The organism is Parabacteroides provencensis, from assembly GCF_900232875.1.
In the GTDB taxonomy this organism is placed as follows: Bacteria; Bacteroidota; Bacteroidia; order Bacteroidales; family Tannerellaceae; genus Parabacteroides; species Parabacteroides chinchillae.
On the sequence record NZ_LT960492.1, the window covers coordinates 34171 to 53181 of the forward strand.

General features: G+C 36.9%; 22 protein-coding genes. 16 read left to right on the forward strand and 6 right to left on the reverse strand.

Annotated elements, in window-relative coordinates; all coding sequences use genetic code 11:
* Nucleotides 1-2: 2 nt before the first annotated feature.
* From CTY47_RS14745 to CTY47_RS14815, 15 genes are all read left to right on the forward strand, one after another.
* Nucleotides 3-2687 carry a hypothetical protein gene (locus CTY47_RS14745; protein WP_099465555.1) on the forward strand — a complete coding sequence of 895 codons (2685 nt, stop codon included), beginning with the start codon at nt 3-5 and terminating at the stop codon, nt 2685-2687.
* Nucleotides 2688-2705: 18 nt separating this feature from the next.
* On the forward strand, nt 2706-3053 hold the full coding sequence (locus CTY47_RS14750; protein ID WP_099465556.1) for an alkylhydroperoxidase: 348 nt from the start codon (nt 2706-2708) through the stop codon (nt 3051-3053).
* 1 nt (nt 3054) lies between these two features.
* Complete coding sequence (locus CTY47_RS14755) at nt 3055-3336, forward strand: hypothetical protein (RefSeq protein ID WP_099465557.1); 282 nt, start codon at nt 3055-3057, stop codon at nt 3334-3336.
* Nucleotide 3337: 1 nt separating this feature from the next.
* Nucleotides 3338-4522, forward strand: a complete 1185-nt coding sequence (locus CTY47_RS14760) for a hypothetical protein (RefSeq protein WP_099465558.1) — start codon at nt 3338-3340, stop codon at nt 4520-4522.
* A gap of 3 nt (nt 4523-4525) precedes the next feature.
* Nucleotides 4526-5350 (forward strand): hypothetical protein, encoded by an 825-nt coding sequence (locus tag CTY47_RS14765; protein WP_099465559.1) that lies wholly within the window; start codon nt 4526-4528, stop codon nt 5348-5350.
* A 42-nt stretch (nt 5351-5392) separates the two neighbouring features.
* Nucleotides 5393-6067: a hypothetical protein gene (locus CTY47_RS14770; RefSeq protein ID WP_143813405.1), complete on the forward strand. Its 675-nt coding sequence runs from the start codon at nt 5393-5395 to the stop codon at nt 6065-6067.
* Nucleotides 6068-6079: 12 nt separating this feature from the next.
* Entirely contained in the window at nt 6080-6760 is a 681-nt protein-coding gene (locus CTY47_RS14775; RefSeq protein ID WP_099465561.1) for a hypothetical protein, read from the forward strand.
* Nucleotides 6729-6920 carry a hypothetical protein gene (locus CTY47_RS14780; protein ID WP_099465562.1) on the forward strand — a complete coding sequence of 64 codons (192 nt, stop codon included), beginning with the start codon at nt 6729-6731 and terminating at the stop codon, nt 6918-6920. Before CTY47_RS14775 ends, CTY47_RS14780 begins: the two co-directional genes overlap by 32 nt.
* A gap of 10 nt (nt 6921-6930) precedes the next feature.
* Entirely contained in the window at nt 6931-7812 is an 882-nt protein-coding gene (locus tag CTY47_RS14785) for a hypothetical protein (protein WP_099465563.1), read from the forward strand.
* 136 nt (nt 7813-7948) lie between these two features.
* Nucleotides 7949-8479, forward strand: coding sequence for a hypothetical protein (locus tag CTY47_RS14790; RefSeq protein WP_099465564.1), 531 nt, complete (start codon nt 7949-7951; stop codon nt 8477-8479).
* On the forward strand, nt 8476-8823 hold the full coding sequence (locus CTY47_RS14795; protein WP_099465565.1) for a hypothetical protein: 348 nt from the start codon (nt 8476-8478) through the stop codon (nt 8821-8823). Before CTY47_RS14790 ends, CTY47_RS14795 begins: the two co-directional genes overlap by 4 nt.
* A gap of 18 nt (nt 8824-8841) precedes the next feature.
* Nucleotides 8842-9243 (forward strand): D-Ala-D-Ala carboxypeptidase family metallohydrolase, encoded by a 402-nt coding sequence (locus CTY47_RS14800; RefSeq protein ID WP_099465566.1) that lies wholly within the window; start codon nt 8842-8844, stop codon nt 9241-9243.
* 136 nt (nt 9244-9379) lie between these two features.
* Nucleotides 9380-9733 (forward strand): hypothetical protein, encoded by a 354-nt coding sequence (locus CTY47_RS14805; RefSeq protein WP_233202206.1) that lies wholly within the window; start codon nt 9380-9382, stop codon nt 9731-9733.
* Nucleotides 9734-9877: 144 nt separating this feature from the next.
* A complete protein-coding gene (locus tag CTY47_RS14810; protein ID WP_233202207.1) occupies nt 9878-10543 on the forward strand; it encodes a hypothetical protein in 666 nt (221 codons plus the stop codon).
* Between the two features lie 154 nt (nt 10544-10697).
* Nucleotides 10698-11138 carry a hypothetical protein gene (locus tag CTY47_RS14815; protein ID WP_099465569.1) on the forward strand — a complete coding sequence of 147 codons (441 nt, stop codon included), beginning with the start codon at nt 10698-10700 and terminating at the stop codon, nt 11136-11138.
* Here CTY47_RS14815 and CTY47_RS14820 read toward each other — a convergent pair whose 3' ends face one another.
* From CTY47_RS14820 to CTY47_RS14840, 5 genes are all read right to left on the reverse strand, one after another.
* Entirely contained in the window at nt 11139-13754 is a 2616-nt protein-coding gene (locus CTY47_RS14820; RefSeq protein ID WP_099465570.1) for a hypothetical protein, read from the reverse strand. It lies immediately after the preceding gene.
* Nucleotides 13751-15751: a portal protein gene (locus CTY47_RS14825; protein WP_099465571.1), complete on the reverse strand. Its 2001-nt coding sequence runs from the start codon at nt 15749-15751 to the stop codon at nt 13751-13753. The genes CTY47_RS14820 and CTY47_RS14825 overlap by 4 nt, the downstream gene beginning before the upstream one ends.
* A 56-nt stretch (nt 15752-15807) precedes the next feature.
* On the reverse strand, nt 15808-16017 hold the full coding sequence (locus CTY47_RS14830; RefSeq protein ID WP_099465572.1) for a hypothetical protein: 210 nt from the start codon (nt 16015-16017) through the stop codon (nt 15808-15810).
* A 67-nt stretch (nt 16018-16084) separates the two neighbouring features.
* Nucleotides 16085-17047, reverse strand: coding sequence for a tyrosine-type recombinase/integrase (locus tag CTY47_RS14835; RefSeq protein WP_099465573.1), 963 nt, complete (start codon nt 17045-17047; stop codon nt 16085-16087).
* 155 nt (nt 17048-17202) lie between these two features.
* Nucleotides 17203-17697, reverse strand: a complete 495-nt coding sequence (locus CTY47_RS14840) for a hypothetical protein (RefSeq protein WP_099465574.1) — start codon at nt 17695-17697, stop codon at nt 17203-17205.
* 110 nt (nt 17698-17807) lie between these two features.
* On the opposite strand from CTY47_RS14840, the gene CTY47_RS14845 reads away from it, so the two are divergent.
* Nucleotides 17808-18614 carry an AbiH family protein gene (locus CTY47_RS14845; RefSeq protein ID WP_099465575.1) on the forward strand — a complete coding sequence of 269 codons (807 nt, stop codon included), beginning with the start codon at nt 17808-17810 and terminating at the stop codon, nt 18612-18614.
* Nucleotides 18615-18722: 108 nt separating this feature from the next.
* Here CTY47_RS14845 and CTY47_RS14850 read toward each other — a convergent pair whose 3' ends face one another.
* Nucleotides 18723-18986 (reverse strand): DNA methyltransferase, encoded by a 264-nt coding sequence (locus tag CTY47_RS14850; protein WP_199163440.1) that lies wholly within the window; start codon nt 18984-18986, stop codon nt 18723-18725.
* Nucleotides 18987-19011: the final 25 nt, after the last annotated feature.

Genomic DNA, 19011 nt, shown 5'->3' on the forward strand with positions numbered 1-19011 from the left:
TTATGTCGTACCTATTAGACGAAATAGAAGGGGATATTCGTTATGAGGTAAAAGGTAATAAGCTTATCTTAAAAGTAAAACCTGATGTTTTTCCTGATAGTGGTACAGGTGGAAGTTCTTTAAATATTGATATAATAAAAACCACAGATTTAATTCAGCCGACCGATAAAAATGTTTTTTCATCATTAAGAACTTTGCAGGAAATAAATGAAGCCACAGATGATCTTATTGTTGACTTTAATCAAATGTTCCTTCGTAAAGACATTCCTGATATCGCCCACGACATAATTACATTCGACAAAAAAATTGGCAGTTCCATCTTTTTGGATGGAATGGATGGTAAGGGTTGGGAGATTAAAGCGACGGGTGCTGCTTTGCTGGATTCAGCTCGTGTTAGAAGTGATATATTTCTTGGTGGCAAGTTTGGTTCTGTATCCTTTGCATCTGGATGGGATGGTTGGGGAACGGAGATAGATATACCAACATCATCGGCCACATTCGATTTTCTCACTGTCCGTAAGTCTATGAAGGTTTATGAATTGGTTTACTCACAGATATATGGTTTGGGCGGTTCCGTCCTGATTTCAGACCTCAATAAGATATTATACGTAGAGACTTGTCAAGGGTTCTACCGTTGCCACATGGATAGCATGGACGGTACAATGCGTATGAACTTGCGTAAGGATGACATAGTTCGCATGCAGCGTAGCCAGGGCATTAATGTTCGATATTTTTATGGGGAAATACTGAAAGTTACTTCCGATTATTTTGATTTGAAAATAATAGATGGTGAAGATTATCCCCAGCTGGGGGATGTCGTTTTCCGCATGGGTAACAAAACGGATGCAAAGCGTCAGGGCGTAATATATCTCACATCCAACGATGACCACGCTCCTTATATTGATGTTTTGGATGGTATAACCGATGCCTCCATGTTTGAAAAGGTAAAGGTTCGAGTGGGCAACCTTCGTGGAATCCGGACGAAAAAAGGCATCCAGTTGGATAAATACGGTATCTATGGATGTGGCGCCGTGTTTGAAGATACGGATATCTACTTGCAAGACGGTACAACTGTAGAACAGCAGTTCATCATAATGAATGGGAATTTTACCAGTGCTATCGAAGGAATCCGAAATGATATGTCATTGGAAACCGGCAATATTCTTCGTAACTCATCTTTCGGTCGCGATACAAATTACTGGTCAACTTCAAATACCGTACATTTTATAAATGTTGGCGGTGATTATCTTTGGATGGATGGCTCTTTTTACGCAGAAAAATCCAATGTTGCCGATATCTACCGGGATGGATCGAAGAATGTACTCCGTATCCGAAATGCCTCCATATCTCAAATGAACAGCTTGCTTACCGGCGAAAGAACAGAAGGTGTTTATTCGATTGCTTTTTATTATAAAGTTCTCCGCTCAGGTACATTGTCTGTCGGTTTTGAGGGTAAGGACTTATATTCATCATCCCAACTTACACCCACGGACAGTTACCAGAAGTTTGCCAAGTATGGCAATTGGGACGGCCTTGGTGACTTTAAGATTGGATTTACAGGTGAGATATTGATATATGGCGTGTCACTGTTTAATGACCGGTTGGCAGACGCTCAGATAAAACTCCAAACCCAAATAGATCAGCAGGCCGAGTATATAAAATTGTTGGCTACGAAGGATTATGTAGACGGTGAGACTGGAGCTATCTATATCCATTACGATAGCCAGCTGGAGATAACAGCCGAACAGATGTCCGGTATATCAACAAAGGTTGAAGGTTTGATTACCGAATCATCCGGATGGATTACAAGGGCGGAGGGTACAACCTTGTTTGCCAAAAAAGAAATGGAGAATGGTAAAAGTATCGTCAATGCGATTAATGTCGGAACGGATGGTATTCTTATCGAAGGTAACCGGATAAATCTGGTAGGTGCTGTTACTTTTTCAGCCTTCAACAGCTCGTTACAAAATACCATTAACGGCAAGGCTAATAGTTCTTCGCTGGGTAGTCTGGCCTATAAAAGCAGTGTCTCTGATAATGATTTATCATTTTATCTGGCACAGACAATTGCAAATAAAGTTGATCCGGGAGATTTAGATAATTATGCTCAAAAAGGCAGTATAACCAAAGGCGATCTGATCTCATCCCTGCAGTCTGAAATTAACGGGGCGATGCAGAAGGAAACGTATATAATAGGTGGGTATATTAAAACAAGCCTTATCGATGTAGATAAACTCTACGCAACGAGTTTGGCTGCTGTACGAGGTACAATTGGCGGTTTTACTGTATCCCAGCAATCTTTGACAAATACAGATGGAAAAGCCTTTTTATCTATAAATAATGGCTCAAGTAATGATGAAATTCGTTTGTCCGGCTCAAACTCTGGTTATACTGCAGCTTTAAACATTACTTGTAACCAACGAGCCATAGGTGCAGCTATATCGTGTGCCTATGGAAGTAACGGGAGTGCATTGTCCCTTCATGGGATATCAGGTACGAGGGCTTTGTATTCTACTGGAGGTTGTTATTTCAATCCCAGCGGGGCTACAGTTGAGTTTGATTTAACGACATCAGGTAGTTCCATTTATTTAAAGAATGTTCCGCAAGATAATAATATATCCAATAAATTTTCTGGTCGCTTGGGGATAGCCTATGTAGATGGCCGGAAATTAGTAGTACTCGCTTAATCAATAAATAAAATAGTTATGAAAGTAAATTTTAACAAGTCATTTAAGAATTACAAAGGAGAGGACGTCCTGGTTGACACAGAGGTTATTAAAGAAGGCAAAAAAGTTATTGAACAACGCCCGCAAATGATCTCAGACATGGTTTGTCGGTGCTTGTTTTCAGGCGAAACGATAGAGCGGATAGGTGATGCGGAAAAGGACAATGCCAACAAGTTGAAGGCTCATAGCCTTTGTATGCGTATAATAGCTGCAAAAGGAGCAGTAGAGCTGACAACTGAGGAAGCAACTCTTATAAAGCAAGCTGTCTCTGGTCTTAACGCTGGTGGTTACGCTCAGATTGTAAATTTAATAGAGGGAGGAAAGTAATATGCAGATACTTGATGATTCCAGAAACCGGATAGCCTTTAATGATGTGGGAGAGGTGCATATTGATTATGCTATTGTCCAAGCGACAGGCAAACCCGTAACAAAGGTAAGGGGGGATATTGTTGTGGCAAAGAAAACCTTCGGAACAATAACCGTTGAACGTGACGGACGTCTTTATATTTCCTTTGATTATGCAAACAATATAACGGCGGATATTAAGAAACAAGTGGTAAACACTGTACTGACGGATGCTGACGTAGTGTTTAATGAAACAATAGAGTAATATGGCTGCAGGAGACTTAATAACCAGTAAGGGTTACATCTTTACCCCTGCAGACGTGGAGTTATTTGTCTCCACTCTAGTTGAAAAAATACAGTCAACGGCGAAGGATCCGGGGCAATATGATATTGTGGATGTTTTGGACGATACTATTACATCATTGCCTGTCTTTAAAGAATCGGGTAATACATTTAAGTTGGTTCGTATTATGGTGTCCTTGTTTAAAGGTGATAAGGGCGATCCATTTACTTTCGATATGTTTACTCCGGATCAACTCGCAGCGCTTGCTTTGACCTTTGACAAGCTGACTCCTGAGCAGATTAATATTTTAAAGATTAAACTTGCCGAGCTCACCCCCGAAGACATTGCTTTACTCCAGAAACCCGCCACCGATGCCGCTGCCGAGGTCCGAGTGGAAATGACTCGCATTTCGCAAGAGGTGAGCCAGGCACTTGTTAACGTTTCTGATGCCACTGTTGATGCGAATACAGCTGCCGGCAACGCAGATCAGGCGCGTATATCATTGGCGGAATCAGTACAACAGAAGTTAACTGAGGTTGACAATAAAATGTTGACAGTCCAAGACGGGAAGACTACGCAATTTGGAATCGGCACTGTCGAATCTGGGACAACTCCATCCGCGACATTGACTGATGATGGAACAGACGAAGCCGGCAATCCCAAAAAGAAACTGAACCTTGTCATGCAAAAAGGTGATACCGGAGCCGTACCGGTTATAAGCAAGGGAGAAACAACAACAGGGCTACCAGGTACAGACGCATCATTAGAGTTTGTCCCTGACGGAGAAACACCGGAAGGTGTACAGAAGTATAAAGTAAATGTAACTGTCCCTCAGGGTATGCCGGGCACAGGTAATGTTACGGCAGTCGGTACAGGATTGGTAAAGGATGAAAAGTATTTGTTTGTACCATCAGTGAATGACGAATCTACGGGTGTCTGGGTAAAGTATATTGAACCCAATAATTTTCCGGAAGCTCCACAAGATGGCAAACAATACGCTCGGCAGGACGGCGCTTGGTCAGAAATCCAGTCAACAGGTGACGGTATTATTTATCCGACATTTGAGATTAACGATGATGCTCATCTTATCGTAAACAACATTACTGATCCGGCAACTTTCGAGGTCAACGAATCAGGACATTTAATATTTAACCCACAAATACAATAATATATGGCAGGAGTAGATTTAGGTAGAGTGGCTTATGTCCCCAAAGGGGTATATGATGCCGGGGTAACATACAACAGGCTTGATGTCGTTGGTTATCTTGGCAGTAGCTGGGTAAGCCTTATAAACAATAATATAGGTAATACACCCGCGGAAGGCGCAAATTGGTCGCTTGTCGCTCAGAAAGGCAATACTGGTGATCAAGGAGAAAGCATAATTGGTCCTACCGGAGAAACTGGAGAACCCGGCTTTTCTCCCACAATAGTAGAGAATGCCGATAACACGAATGATATATATCGGCTTGATATTACAGATAAAGATGGGACAACGACGACTCCGAACCTTAAGGGTCAAGACGGCGTTATCTCAGAAGATGCTCCGGCAGACGGTAAGACGTACGGACGGAAGAATGAAGGGTGGGCGGAAGTCCCTACTAAAACCTCACAATTACAAAACGATGATAATGTAGTTAAGGATGCAGCTTATGTACACACGGATAACAATTATAGTGAGGAAGAAAAACAGAAAGTTGCAGACTCCTTACGGTTTAAGGATGTTACAGAAGTAACAACACTTACCGATCTGCCAGTTACAAATTACTCCATCAAGGCCACTCTTTCGGCTGCCAGTCCTATCTCATTTGTCAGTACTCCTACCGAAGGCGAGGAATACATGATAGACATCCTTAACAGCGGGTCAGCAGACTTTGATCAGCCTTTACCAAACGCAGCTAATTGCCAGAGTAACGAGACGTCTGTCACTTGCCCTGCGGGTAAGGTAACTGCTATCTCTGTGCGTTACATACATGGTAAATATGTTTTCAGAGTCTAATTCAAAACGGAAAATAACTGAGCTATGCCAAAGAGGATAATAATGACAAACGAAAGTGCAAAATGGGGAAAAGCGATAGTAGGTGATATTGTCTATTATAAAGATGGCAAGATTGGTATCATGCCTAAAGATAATATAGATCAATCGCTTAAATCTTATGTAATCGCAATAGTCGTTGGTAAACTATTGGATAGATTGCTTTTATTATCACTAAATAGAGGCGAAAAGATACCCTATTCAGCAACTAGCGTATTAGTCCCAAATGTTGCTGTTGCACCATGGGCAGGTTGGGACATAAACGCTCAGGTTGATGATATGGCCGGCAAAGCCAATACCGATGCACTTGTATCTTATTATGGTCTATCAGCATCATTTGCTGCAGGGTATTGTGCAAGCTATAATGTCGCTAATCTGGATTGGTATCTAGGTGGCATTGGTGAATTTAAGTATGTCAACAATAATCTTTCAGTCATTGATTCTGTACGATCAGCTTTGGGTTATGGCAACCTTTTTAAAAAGATAGGTTCTGAGCTATACACTTGTATATGGACATCAACGCAATGCGAGGCTACAAGGTCACATTCATTAAGATACCCTACTGGACAGGGTTACGACCCTGGAGATCATGATATGAAAAAATATTATTCATACACGAATGAAGGCACGTATGGTCTATTCGGTATGGTAGTTTACCCGATGGCATCCATTGAACTTTAAATAAATAACGATATGATATACATTAACAAAAACAACGGCTTTTGGGAGCATACAGATATACTCCCAGCCTCCTATAAGGTCGGCACAACGCTAGAAGACTACGACAATGGGGCTTATCTAGCCCTTAGTGACGAACAGGCAGCTTTTCACGCCGCGCATCCTAATGCTACACCGCTTGAAGTTTGGCACATGGAGCTTACCCCTGCGCCGGAGCCAATGCCTGATCCTGATCCGTTAGAGACGGCCAGACAAGCAAAATTGCAGGAGATAAAAGCACAGGACGAGTTTAGCAACAAGTTTTTTATATCTGTCCTATCCGGTGGTGTGGAAGTAGCGAACCAAGAGTTGTGGATTGATAAGGATTTGCGCAACTCCTTATATAGTATTACCCTGCCGGCATTGCAGGCAGACGGTCAAACAACTACTAAGTTATGGACAACCGGCACGCCTCCTCAGTCTATAGATGTGCCTATTGTATGGGCTTTAGATAAGTTGCCATTATTGGAGATATACGCTAAACGTACTTACGACCTCAAAGCAAGTAACGAGGCCGCCGCTTATGCCGCTACGTCATTAGAGCAATTGACTCAAATTGACGTAAAAGCGAACTATCCTCATTTTTTGACTTTTGAATTAAACCTAGACTTAAATACACAAGACAATGGAAACAACACTACAGAGACAAACAGTTAAGCAGGAGTTGATGATCCTGTTAGCAGTGACAACAATCGCTTTTGCCGGTTATCGGCAAGCTGCAGCGCCGCATTACATGCCTGCCTCTAAGATTGAGGAAGGCACGGTAGTGCAGCGTAACGATAGTGTGACAACGGTAATTATCCCGGATAAAAGATAGGAGATAAATTATGCCAAAAAGAATAGTGATGACTGGCCGAAAGTCTATTATGCCGGAAAACAACTGCCACATCGTACATCCGGGTGATCGTATAATATTCCCCATATCAAGGGCAAATGTTATAAATAGGACAGTTAAGATCGTACTACAAACGACTGATAATGTCAATGGGATATTTGACCGGGTAACAGATGGAATCCTGGTTAAGATCAACAACCCTGCCGGAAATGACGATTATATAGATTGCACCATAAAAGGGCAAGAAGGGAATGCTATAGTTGCCGTATTTGATGGATCGGGCGTAATTAAGTGGAGTTATCATCTATGGATTGTCAACTGGGAGCCAACTGTAATTAATGGCTTTTTATCTCGCAATATTGGCGCGTTAAGTGATGCTCAAAATAATAGCGGACTAGAGGGAGGTTTATTGTTCCAGTGGGGGCGTAAAGACCCTATATTATATTCAAATGGAAACACTATTTCTACAAATGGTGCTGTGGAGTATGGAGTTAAAAATCCAGATAAATTTATAACCTCTTATCAAGGAGGATCATGGTATAACGCATCGTCTGAACAACTATGGGATAGTGCCAAAACGATTTATGACCCTTCTCCAGAAGGATTTAGGGTCAGTAGATATAATGAATTTAATGCAATAATAGAAGAAATATCAAACACTAATTTAGGAGGTATATATGGTGATTTATGGTTTCCTAAAATTGGAACTAAAATATATACGGATGGATCAATAAGATTAGGAGATAACCGCTATTGGACATCAAAAATAAGTTCCTCTTATCCCAATTCGGATAGTTCCTATATGGCGATAACATCAATGCAAGATGGCGGAGGTAGGGCTACAGGATGCCCTTTAAAAGTACACGTAGTATAGTTCACATCTGCCCATAAGTGAAATAAAACCGCCCCCGAACTATCACAGACCAGAGGCGGAATATGAAAAAAAAATTATTTGGGTATTGCTGTAGCAATACTTGGAATGCACAAATATAAATCATAAAACGTAAACCATGGTAACATTAGTAATTATTTCTCTGCTTATTATCGCCGGTTATACCACGGCCGTGTGTATTAAAACAAAAGGTATTCCGTATTCGATCAGTGCTACCTATTACACACTGGATCATAAATTGATCTTTGGCGGATGTATGACACTGACCGCTATGTTTCTTTTCCCGGTTGTATGGGATTTGAGTACATCTATTACGATGCAACTATTGGCTATTGCCTCATGTGCCGGTTTGATTGGCGTTGGTCTAGCTCCCGACTTTAAAGACAGTTGGATAAACAAAGTGCACTGCACGTCAGCGGCAATAACTCTGATATGTTCGCAGCTTTGGGTTGCACTTACTCCTATTTGGTGGGTACTTATCCCAGTATGGATATTATACATTGTCTATACTGTTTGGTATATGGCAAAGCATGTGACGGATAGTATAATTAGTGATTTTATTCGCTCGCGTCCGATGTTTTGGACGGAGATAGCGGCTTCAACATCGTTTTTTACGACAGTATTTATAAAAGAGGGAGGTGTGATGTGAATGTTGAACTAGCTGACATACTTGCCATTATTGGAACATTGGGAGGATTTGAAGCCTTTAAGTGGGGCGTAACCTTTTGGCGCAATCGTAAGACTAACGCACGTATAGAAGATGCTCGTGCAGATGTGGAAGAGTTTAAGGCTTTAAGGGAATATAATGAGTTTTTGCAAAAACAATTATCAGATAAAGAAGAACGGTTCGTTGAGCAGACAGGAAGACTTCGACAGGTGCAAGATGAGCTTTTTACTTTGAAAGAGAGCTATTCGGATGTAAAGCTGGAACTTGCTTTGAAAAGATGTGAAAAAAAGAAGTGTGGTGATCGTGAACCGCAAAATGGATATTAAGAATTAGGAGGCAATAAAATGAAATTAAGTGAGAATTTTGAATTAAGTGAGTTTACTAAAAGCGATACTGCAACTCGTAAAAGGATAGCTAATAATCCGACACCGGAAGCTGTTAAAGCAATCGAGAACCTGGTAATAAATCTACTGCAGCCACTTCGAAGGATTTACGGTAAACGTATGGTAATTAATAGTGGCTATCGTTGTCTGGAACTGAACAAAGCTGTCGGTGGTGTCCTTACCAGTCAGCATACAAAAGGGGAGGCGGCTGATGTCGCTTGTGAGCATCCGGCATACTTAGTCGAGTGCCTGCGTAAATCGGGGCTAGATTTCGATCAGTGTATTCAGTACAGTACATTCGTTCATCTATCGCTAAAATTATCCGGCCAGAATCGGAAACAATATCTGAAAGGGAGGTATTGATATGAAAAAGTTAACTATTTATATAACATGTTTTTTACTTGCATGGCTTTTCATTAGCTGCCGGACGCGTATGCCATATGTTCCTATTGAGAGTAAAACAGATTCAATCTACATTGATAAGTTGATCCCTTACCCTATGCCAGCGGACAGTGCTTCTATTCGTGCTCTAATGGAGTGCGATGAAAATGGAAAGGTTGTGCTCCGTTGGCTTGATATAGCTAATAGTAAGAATGTACAGTTGATGTTTACTATTGATAGCTTAGGTAACGTAATAGCAGATATGAAGGTTCCCCAGGATACGTTATATCTCCCGTCAAAAGAAATTTATGTAGATAGGAAAGTTGAAGTACCTTACCCTGTTGAGAAGAAGTTATCCGGATGGGATGCGTTTAAGATTGAGGTCGGAGGCTGGGCAATAGGCCTGCTCTCTGGATTATTATTACTTGGGATTGGATATGTGGTTAGATGGTTGGCGAGAAAAAATAAATAATGTTTTTGGGTAGTTTAATTAAAAATAGGAGACAGTGATATGTTAAACATAATGTTAATAAACCCTAACGGGGGGGGGGGGTAAATCCTCTATAAATAAAGTAGTTAGCTTGCCGACGAAAGGAGGTGGGCTATGGTAAGGGCGATGATGGGAAAAAAGAAAGCTGAATATATACAGGATGGCCTATTGCTTTGGCTTGACGGTAGAGATGCACCGGTTAATAATGCGTGGGTTGACAGGGTAAATAAAACAGCATGTGGGATTACAGGCCCGATAGAATATCTGCAAGATCAAAAATGTTATTCTACAATTAACAATAACGACTCGGACGGGATTCAGCAGTTCATAACTTTACCAAATGAATTGTTACTGAATACTCAGGTTTTTACAGTTCAAGTCGTTGGAAAGGACTATACTAATAATCGGAATGGCGCTTATATAGGTATTCATAATAATCAAAATGCTGATACCCAATTTGGTATTTGGCCTATTGTGGGTTACATTGAATATTATACGTATAATAATGGCAATGTGCATGCTACCAGATTCCCTGTACAGCTTAATACAATTATGTCATTATCCGGTTCAAGAAACGGAGGGGCTACATGTAGAAGTTTTGCAAACGGTTTATTTAGTAATGTGAACGCATCTTCATCTGGTGGTAGAGCCGGTAACTATCTTTTTCGTGATTCAGCAGGTTGGAATTTAAGAGCCGCAATTTATTGCGCTCGTATTTACAATCGACAATTGTCAGACAAAGAAGTTCTATATAATTATGAAATTGATAAAAAATTATTTGGAGCTATTTAGCTATAGTTAAGAATGGTGCTACTTACGCCGGGAGTTTTGCTGCATTGAGTTTCTAAGTAAAACAGATCAAAAATGACTATGAAGTTTTTATCATTTTATTATTTTACAGCAAATTTCTAATAGAATAAAGAACTATGTTTACAATAAAAAAATTATGGAACTATATTGTGTCTTAGTAAGAGAAAATGTTTTACAAAAGGTAAATGAAATCACAGGATATACAGGGAAACAGATAGAGGGTGGTTTTGATAAGATTGCATCAACAGAAGATGAATCAAATATAATGAATAGCTTATATAATGAATCTATATTAGAAATCTTGACTTCATTGTCTGCGTATAGACCAACTATTAAAGATGACGTTATTGTTTTTGATATTCCTGAAACTTTTGAATTGAAAGTAAAAAAAACAATAGAAGACTATTTGAATAAATATTTGATAAACGCTATTTGTGAGCGATGGTTCAAAATAACAAAACCGGATGAAGTAGAGTATTGTCAAATACAGTTAATTCGCATATTAAATGGCTTGAAATCATTGTTTAATATGCGGGTAAAATTGGTAAAACGTCCGGTAAGATCAACAGGATTTTAGTCATCTTAGCCTATTTGTATATGTTTCATCTGCTATTATTTCAATGTAATTAATAGCTACATCTGTTCTGACACCACCGACTAGACAGAACATGAAATATTTATAAGCTTTTGTCTTATTCATTTTTGTTATCAAGTCTCTTATATCAGAAATTTTTTCTGTTCCAGAAAGCAATGTGAAATGTTCTGCGTCGTTTGAACCTAAAATATAAAATCCTGCTTCAGAGAAAATTTCAACATTTTCTTCTCGAAATAATATAGGCTCTCCGCGAAAATACACATCAGAAAGTGAAGGCTTGACAATTCCTCTTAATGCCGATTGGAGTATTCTTTTGTGAGTAACAGAACCTAGTTTTATAGGACGTGAAATAATTGCAACGTCATTGATAGTTCGATATGGATTGTACATATTATATATTGCATACCCATTTGTTGAATTAAATACGGCGAAACAACGGGGGTACGAGTCTAAAAACTCTAATACAGAAGTAGAGATTTTATACCATTCATTACTTTTTTGACTATATACGTAACTGTATGAATACAGGGAATTAGATACAATAATTTCTTTTTCTTCGTATATATATCCTATTGAAGCTTTTTCAATATAATTTCTAAACTCAGTAGTTGAAACTTTTAGCTTTGGAATATTCAGTATATTAGAAATAGTCGGAGAACTTTCTATAGACGTTGGAAGAAATCCGTCTAATTTGTCAGATAATTTTGAAACGACAGAACCAGATATGCTCATTATACCTGATTCTGTCGCAAATATAACAGCGTTGTCTATAGGGGTAACACTTTTTGTATTTAAACATACATCTCTAGATACTGGAGCAGACGATGTGTATACAACTTCGCTAGAGCCAACCATTAATGCGTAAATACCGTCAGAACAAAAACAATAAAGTGGATATTGACCAAACTGTCCTTGTGAAATTGCAGCAGTATTAGAACACATTGCAACTATTGATCCTGAAGATGGGGTATATGTGTTTTTTGCAGGGAAAAAGAATGGGTTATTTACTTCCGAAACTTTTACTTTATTGCTGTTTATCTCTATATTATCTATTTCTCCTGGAGTGATTATTGTTGAAAAATATGAATCATCAATGATCGTTAATGAATCAAGATTATATGCTAGATTGAGGAAAGGATGTGGTTTAAGAAGAAAGGTACTTTGTTTGCCTCCTGCTAACCTTATGATCATTTTATATGCTCGGCTATCTGGATATGATAAATATGGAATTATGCCATAACTAGAAAGTGAGGAAAGTGAAAAATTTGCAGATACAACTTTTTCTCCTGAAGAAGTATTTATGTGTACTTCCGCTGTTCCAAATCCTGATAAAATTTGTTTTTCATCATCCCATATATAACGATTAAGATTTTTAAAAAGGTTGATTGGATAACCACTAAAGAGAATGTTTTTTATGTTTCCAATATGTAGTCTTGAGTTATATACATAACTTTTTCCAATTATTGTGTTATGTGAGAAAGCATCGTCTGGAAGTGATTCTTTTTGTTCTAAATTATCCAACATACCTTCTTTGATAATAGAACCACCACTTATAGAATCCGAGATTTCAAAAGTGTGTATTTTATAAAATGTAGAAGTTGCTACGATATCTTCTATAATTCTATCTTGTCCATAAAAATTCAGATTCAAATCCATCTGAGTACCGGCAGATGCCCTAAAACCTTCTATTGGTTTATTAAGGTCTACTGTGTAGACTGGATTGGACACGAAGATATCAATTCCAGAAACAATATCTTTCCATTTTTTTAATTCATCTGTGTCAAATCCATTATAATTTAGAGTGTATTTATCTACGATTGCATTAAAATAGAAGTCTTCCAGTTTCCCATCTTTGATGTGAACATCATTAGGATTAATTGTTATAAACGGACTTTTTTTTCTAGATGGCAATAATAGAATAGGAGCACTGTGACATATATATGAACCATCATATAGCCTTAAAGCGTATCTTACAATTATAGGGAAAGAAATATACCCTTTATCTTTTAATTTACTGATGATTCTGGAAATTGAACCATTGATAACATTTGTTGCCATGGCTGCATTTGTATCATCAAACTTATAATATGTTCCATCTTTCCAAGTAAAAGGATTAACAATATCACACCAGATTTTTTCAGATTCAAAATTGCTGTTCCATAATGAAAAATTAATAATAGGAAATGGTGGCTTAGTCCCTAATTCGATATATGTGTCTTTCTTAAATAATAGATACACAATATCATTTTCTGTAACTGCGATTAAAGTGTTTCCTATTGATTCTATTTTTTGTAATGATGCTATAGAGCATATCGGACACATGATCGAAATATATTTTCCGTTCTCTTTTTTATAGTCAAAATATAATTTTTCGTTTATACTATCATAACTAATATAATGTTCATATCCAGAGTTCACATGAATGTAAACTGGTTTGTGGTTAGATGGAAAAGCAATTTCTTGAATGGGTTTACCTGTTGGACTTATGGAGCCATTTTTCACTCGTGCATTAATTAGTTCTATGCATTCACCGTCTTTGGATATTGAATCATCAGTATTCCTGCTAATACCAGATATTTGAATTGATAATTTTTTCATTTTAACATTGGATTAGATTGAGATCGAACCTGTGTCATGATATCTTCAGGTATGATTTCTCCTTGTGTTTGTGTTGCTTCTTGTAACTGTGCTAATTGATTTTGTCTTTCTTGCATTTGCTGGTTTCTTGATTTAATGCTTTGAAGTAGTTTGTCTGCAAATGGGAAAGCTCCATTTTCAAGCATTTCTTCCACTGTAACAGCTCCTGTCTGATATAATTGTAATAATATATCATTTTGTAACATGCGATAAGATGGGGTAGAAGTGCTTTCCGTTAAAGAAAGGTCAAATTCTATGTTTCTAACCTTCTCTGGATCAAAGATTTTTGCTTCTTCACTGTAGTTACCACCAACAATATTTAAATACCTTATGTCTGTGTAATATTGTTGCTGTAATTTCATCATTTTTGTATCTCGATCCTCTCTTAATTGACGATATGATTCCATGATATCTATGAGATTAATAGAGGAATTTTGCGATTGCTGTGCATATAAAGATGCTGGAGTCCCAGAATTTGGCTTTTGTCCCTGCAGTGCTCCTGAAACTCCAGATACATCTTCTAGTAATTGCAATTGGATACGTAACATATCATATATTCCGGTTTGTGAAGTGTTCGCAATAATTTGATTAGGTGCAGGAACTCCTTGTTTGGCTTTATAGAGAATAACTCCATTATAAGACACCCATTCTTCGGCAATTTCTTCAATAGTCATATTATCTGGCATACAATCTTCCGGGAACATAAGTACACCTTTTGCGGCTGCACTCATTATAAAGTCTTGCACAGTAATTAAACGATTAATATATCTTTGTTGGTCGATAAATTCAGATACAAAAGAGTGTACTTCTCCATTAAAAAAAGGGTATAATTTGAATGAATAGGGATGTGACTTGTGCCAATAAGGTGTTTCGCCTTCTTTTAAAATATCACCATACGGAGAAAGAAAACGAAAATACCAATATCTGTCAACAAACCATTGATATTCTAGAAGCTTCATATCTTCTTCTAAAATGCCCATTTCTATTTGTTCTTGTATTCTCTGTTGGTTAATTTTTTTGAGATTTTCTTCTTCTTCGATTTCCACTTTATACCATTCACCTGTAAGTCTATCGTGTACTCTAATTCTTTCTTTGGATTCTTTTCTCCATATCTCAATTACACGGCAACGGGCAATATCGTCGGGAATGAAAAAGTCCATTTCTGTAAAATGTCTGGCTTGTAAATTTTCAACAATATTTGATATATCTTCTCTGGAATGAGAACGGTAAATATTTTTGAGGTATAGAGCTTTGTCTTTAGACCCATCAGCAAATTTAGAAAGAATTTCATTTAAAGATATATCGTGTATTTCTCCTATAAGAGAGCAATCCCAATGTCGATAATCTTCCATATGTGTATCTAGGAAGATTCTATTATAGTTGACAGAATCAGTCCAAACATCCATCATTCCATATTCATCGTTCCATCCGTAATATGTACGGAAAAATGCAGCTCCTGCAATTAAAAAAGTTTCTAGGTTACGGCGATCTAGCTCCCATAATTTATTTTTTTGATAACCATATTGAATTGTGGCACTCATCATTTCTCCGATTTTTTGTTCATCTCTATCTCTAGCGACACATACAGGCTCCGTTTGAGATGATGAAAATTGACCTAAGACTGTTCTCACAAGAGGTCTGACACGGTTGTTTTTAAGAGGAACTTTTCCTTGTTTTTTTATATAAGTGGACTCCTTTATTGTTCCTTCTTTTGTATCAATTTTATCACCCCACTGATCTCCATACACGTTCATAGAACATCGTTCAGCNCCATACACGTACATAGAACATCGTTCAGCCTCTTTACGAAAGTTTCTTAAACTTTCCCATGCATTGTAAGCCTCTAATAAAATTGAATTGTTTTTTGAAAAAAAAATATCTTCTTCTAAAACAGAATCAATTTTCCCCTTTTTTTTAAAGAGATGATTGTACATTTTTAAATTTACAGAATTACCCATATCAATAATTTTATATACAAAAGAAATAGCTGTAATTCAAAATATAATGCTGTAAATTATAAAATACGCTTGATGATCTTCCCTTGTTTTTCAAGTTTACGTATTTTGTCTTTTAGCTTAGAGCGTTCAACTAATATAATGGTGTGACAATTATCTTTCAGATAGATCGAAACTTTATTATTTTCTAATGTTTTTACTTTATTAAGTGCATATAAAGCATTTTCTTTTTCTTCTATTAGATGTTCATGATAACTTTTATGTCCCATATTTTTATTTGTTATATATTAAAAATCATGGGAAGTAGTTTAACCACTTCCCATAAACAAGTTAATTTTATTCTAAAAATCCATTTCCTGCCAATGCCCTTGCATTTTCTTCAAGCGTCATTTTATTGTAAGAAGATAAGCATTCACTGGACTTATGTCCTGTCATATTTTTAAGTCTACTTTCTGTAACTCCATCTTTGATATTGTTTGTAATAAATGTTCTTCTTGCTGTATGAGATGTTGCAAGTTTATTTTTTGGTATTGTAATTGTCACTATTTGTCCGGCTATCTCTCTTTCATAAGTCACATCCTCAGTCATTCCAACTTTTCGAAGGATTTCTTTTATGGCCTTGTTAAAGTATTGAATACAACATGACTTAGGAAGTTGGTAATTGTATTTTTCAAATATTTCTTTTACATACCTTGTGATCGGAATGCAAACCTTTGTTTTAGTCTTTTGTGTTAGCATCTGGATATTATCACCTTTAATGTTATCTTTTGTAAGGCGTGAATAGTCAGAATATCGAAGTCCGGTCATACACCCTAGAATAAATAGGTCTCGGAGTTCTTTTTGTCTTTTGGTCAATCCATCATAGTAATAGATACGGGAGATATCTCTTTCTGAGAGATAGATAAAGAATAAATCTTCTTTTCTTACTTTAGCATCCGTATAAGAATTATCAACTTTCCATCCGTTTGCCTGAGCTTTTTTAAGAAGATATTTCATTCGCTGTATCAACCCTTTTACGGTACCAATTTTCAACTTTTCTCCTATATGCATGAAATCGGCAAAATCATCAAGCACCTCCTTTCCGATTTCGTCTGTATTATAGACTTCATTGCATTGTTCTTGAAAGTTTATAAAGTGCTTGATAGATAATGCTATAGAACTATAACATTTAGCTCTTTTAAACTTATGGAGAAAAATTGCTGCAAACTGAACAAAGTTACAAGCCGGGAGATTGCGAAAATAGTCACTTTGTAATGAAATCCCGGAATAATCTGAAAAATCAATTTTTAGTGCTGTCATGACAATAACGTTTTGAATTGTAACTAATAAGCACTATATTTGTAGTGCTTTAAAGATTGATACTTTTTAGTGTAAGAGATTACAAAGGCCGGATAGCTCCAACTATCCGGCCTTGCTTTTCTATTCATATTGTTTCAGTATTTATCTGAGTTGAGTTAAACTTCTATCTCAAATTGATCGCTCTTTCCAGATGGCATGAGATCAAGAAAAGATGAAGATACAGAAACGTAATAGATGCCATCTTTTTCTAACGGCAACCAATGAAAATACCTGCCTGTACCTTCATGCATTACAGGTATTCCGAATTTGCTAAGAGGCTCACCATCTATTCCTTTAAACTGATTACACCATTTCTCGATAAACTCTTTCCCCTCTTTTTTTCGGGTATTTATTTTCCAACAAGGATGTTCCTTGTTATCATTATTAGGTATTAACTTCTCCGGGATTAAGCCCTTATCATCAAATCCAATCAGAGTATAACGCCACTCGGCAGTTATCCCAAATATCCAGCCATATCCAAGACTATCCGGTCTTGATCCGCAATGTTCTTGGATCATATCCTTGGCTTCTTTTTGCTCACGTAGAAGCTGCTCGTTCATTTGTTTCAGTAGCTTCTCAAGCTCTGAGCCTTGTTTTGCTATTATCTTCATTTTAGTTTACTTATTTTTATTATTAGTATAAACTCTTTTTTAACTGATCTTTCATCTTTGTGCCAATATTACTTATATTTGTAATAAATAACCATAGAGCAATAAATTCAATGAATAAAATTTTACTTATCATTGGCAATGGATTTGATTTAAATCTAGCCCTAAAAACAGGATACTGTGATTTTATAAAAAGTGACTACTTTAAAAAGGAAGTTAATAACAACAATCAATTATGTAAATATTTACTTAATCAGCAAGAACTATATAATTGGATTGATATCGAAAATGAATTAAAAAAATATTCTACAGAAACAGATTCTCATCCCAAACAAGTAAAACAAGATTTTAAAAACCTTAGTGCTTCTTTAATTGATTATCTTTCAAGTTTACCATATGATAAAATCAATAAAGAATCAATCGCATACCAAATTATTAATGACCTATGTAAAATGGATATTGTAATTATAGATTTTAACTATACTCCTACAACAAAGATTTTATATCCAGAAAAAGAGATAATAAAAGTTCATGGTTCCATAGAAAATAAAAATATTATATTTGGAGTAGAAGATAAGGCTGACATAAAAAAAGAACATATTTTCTTAAAAAAATCCTATAATATAAATTTTACGCCCATAGATATTTCTAATTATTTAAAAATATCAGACAGTATAATATTTTTTGGACATTCTTTAGGAGAAACTGATCATACTTATTTTAAAGATTTCTTTTTTTATACAAACAAATCCAACAATACTTCACAGAAAGAGGTATATATAACCTATCATGGTAACGATAGCTACGATAATATAATGATGCAAATAGATACTATGTCCAACCAAAAGTTATATGAATTCAAGAAATGCTATAATGTAAGATTCATTAATACAGTAAATGAAAAACATGGTCATTTATAAAACCAACAGTAGCAACTCTACAATCAATGCTTTTCAACAGTAACGTCCGGCACCACATTCTTCAAGGCTTTTCCAAATCTTTAGGCTTACAGTTTGTGCATTGCTTTACTAATGTTGCCTTACCAAGTGTCCCCCCCGGTTAGTACCTTGTTTATAATTCATTGCATTGTCAGGAAACTGTGCTGCTCCTTTCATGGAACCTGCATAGCTATCGCCTATATTCACCCACAAAGTACCATCATTCGTTAACACCCGCCGAACTTCCCGGAACACTTCAACCAACTTCCCAATATATTCTTCCGGTGTAGCTTCAAGACCTATCTGTTCATCATTTCCATAATCACGCAAACCGTAATATGGAGGAGAGGTCATACAGCAATTAACACAATTATTGGGT